The organism is Vibrio sp. 811 (assembly GCF_033339195.1).
This window is the reverse complement of the sequence record NZ_JAWOUB010000220.1, coordinates 1-861: the sequence shown is the minus strand read 5'-3', so window position 1 is coordinate 861 and position 861 is coordinate 1. Positions and strand designations below refer to the sequence as shown.

Here is an 861-nt window from a genome sequence, read left to right as displayed (position 1 = left end):
CGATGAGTTTATTGTTGAAGTCGGCAGCTTGTTATCCAATTTAGTGCAGCGTTACCCTGATGTGGTGTTCTCGCGTTATTACGATGCCGATTTTGCACTGTTCTTACCTCATCAAAGCGCCAAAGATGTTGCCAACTTGGCCTCACAATGTATTCGTCAACTAGAGAAACTTACGCCGCCAGATCCGCTCGACCCCGACAACTGGTGCCATATTGGTATCACTATGTACAAAGAGGGAGAGCGACACAGCCAAATTATTGATGAGGCGGAAACAGCACTCAGAAGTGCGCAGCTACAAAACAACAATAACTGGAGCCGGTGTAAGAAATGGAACCACGATGAAGAAGCGCGTGGAAGTGTGAGATGGCGTACGTTATTTGATACGGCACTTACATCAGAAAATGTGATACTCTACGCACAATCGGTTCACTCAATAAGTGATGCGACGCATAAAAAAGCCTTACACGAAGAGTTAACATGTCGAATTCGGGATCCTGAAAATGGCATTGTTAAAGCGTCCCGATTTATCTCTGCTATCAGACAAGTGGGCTATGAAGCTCAAATGGATAGAGCTGTACTTCATAAATTCTTAAAAGACTTTAAAGAGAATTTTGACAGCTCTAAAAATTATGCTCTAAATCTAAATGTGACGCCTTTTTCGAGTCGCGAATACTTCAAGTGGTTTCGTGATGAACTCTTACAGTTGTCACGCGAGCAGAGAAAGTGTCTCAATTTTGAGTTTGTGGAAGCACAATTTGTAAGACACTTAGACTTTATGCGACCAGTCGCTAAAATGCTGGCCGGTTTGGGATGCCATCTCATGGTGGGGCAAGCGGGACGAACCATCGTCAGCACTCACTA

Annotated in this window: 1 protein-coding gene; it reads left to right on the top strand. The window is 44.1% G+C overall.

Annotated elements, in window-relative coordinates:
• The coding region (locus R7Q46_RS25945; RefSeq protein WP_318078051.1) for an EAL domain-containing protein at positions 1 to 861 on the top strand (861 nt) is incomplete at both ends.